The organism is Rhodococcus sp. NPDC057014, assembly GCF_042673295.1.
Classification (GTDB): domain Bacteria; phylum Actinomycetota; class Actinomycetes; order Mycobacteriales; family Mycobacteriaceae; genus Rhodococcus_F.
Genome location: NZ_JBHUSF010000633.1, coordinates 1 through 1445, shown reverse-complemented (window position 1 = coordinate 1445; position 1445 = coordinate 1). Strand labels below are relative to the sequence as shown.

Sequence of the window (1445 nt, the reverse complement as noted above, 5' to 3'; positions counted from 1 at the left end):
CGGCCCGCCCCGGCGAAGTGCCGGAACGCCGCGACGATCCCGGGCAGTTCGTCGCCGGTGGCCGCGGTGGTGGGCTTGCCGGCGTCGATCGTCTCCAGGTGGGCGAGTTCGTCGAGGTTGGCCTCGAGCAGATTCGCCAGTTCGTGCAGGATCTGCGAACGTTCGCCGGGGGTCTTGGCGGACCACGCGGGGAAGGCGGCGCGGGCGGCGGCGACCGCCCGGTCGGCGTCCTCGATCGTGGACTCGGTCAGCTCGGCGACCACCTCACCGGTGGAGGGGTTGAGGACCGTGCGGATCGTGTCGGATGATCCCGTCACCGCCTTGCCGTCGATGATGTTGGTGAGCTGGATGGGGGACGACATGTGAAACCTTTCCTCGGTTGCGATTTGTCGGCGGGTGGGGTTACAGGTGGCCTTGCAGGGTGTCGATGGACTTGCCGCGTCGGCTCTTGGGGATGGTCATGTACACGACTGCGCCGGAGAGGATCACCAGCAGCATGCCGATTCCGACGTGGGTGGGGTCGGAGTAGATCAGTAGCGCGCACAGCACCACCGACCAGACGATGGCCAGGACGAAGATGAGCGGGCTCAGGAACCCGTAGTGCCACGGGTGCTTCGGCAATTTGCGCTGGAGCAGGCCCCAGAGACCGACGGTGACCACGACGCCGTACGCCAGCCCCCAGGCCAGGGCGGTCATGGCGGCCAGTACCGACAGCAGCGACGACCACAGGGCGAAGATCACCGACAGGGCGAAGATGGTGAGGGTGGCGTTGATCGGGATGCGCTGCGCGCTGACCTTGCGCAGCCAGTGTGCGGCAGGCACCTGACCGTCGCGGGCCTGCGACCACAGGACCCGGATTCCGGTGAGCTGCAACATCACCAGGGCCGCGAACAGGGCGATGATGGCGACGGCCTCGAAGATGTTGGCGAACGCGGAGCCGACGGCGGTGTCGAGGATCAGCTTGACCGGGGTGTCGCTGCCCATCACCGCGGGCAGGTCCTGGATCGCGAGCATGATCAGGGCGACCATGAACACGCCGACCACGTAGGACGACACGTTCGCCATCACCGACGCCATCGGGGCCTTGCGGGCAGCGTCCTTGGTCTCCTCGGACGCGTTGCCGGTGGCGTCGAAGGACGAGATCGCGTAGGCGGGCAGGATCATCGCGAACAGGAACGGGACGAACCAGTTCCCGCCGGAGGCGGTCCCGGCCGAGTCGCTCAGGAAGGACAGCGGCTGGGTCGGATGCTTGACGACCAGCAGGACGCCGACGAGTGCGACGACGCAGAGCACCTCGGCGACGACGCCGATGTTGTTGAGCACCGCGGCGACCTTGACGCCCGCGATGTTGATGATCGTGCCGAGGACGATCAGGCCCAGCGCCCAGGGCAGGGTGTCGGCGGGGCCGTCGAACGTGACGCCGAACCATCCGGCGATGAACGGGG

Annotated in this window: 2 protein-coding genes; both read right to left on the bottom strand. The window is 67.6% G+C overall.

Translation table 11 applies throughout. The annotated features are described in order from the left end of the window. The coding region (locus ACFTZB_RS45610; protein ID WP_378442596.1) for an aldehyde dehydrogenase family protein at positions 1-362 on the bottom strand (362 nt) is incomplete at its 3' end. 40 nt (positions 363-402) lie between these two features. Beyond that, the coding region (locus tag ACFTZB_RS45605; protein WP_378442594.1) for an APC family permease at positions 403-1445 on the bottom strand (1043 nt) is incomplete at its 5' end.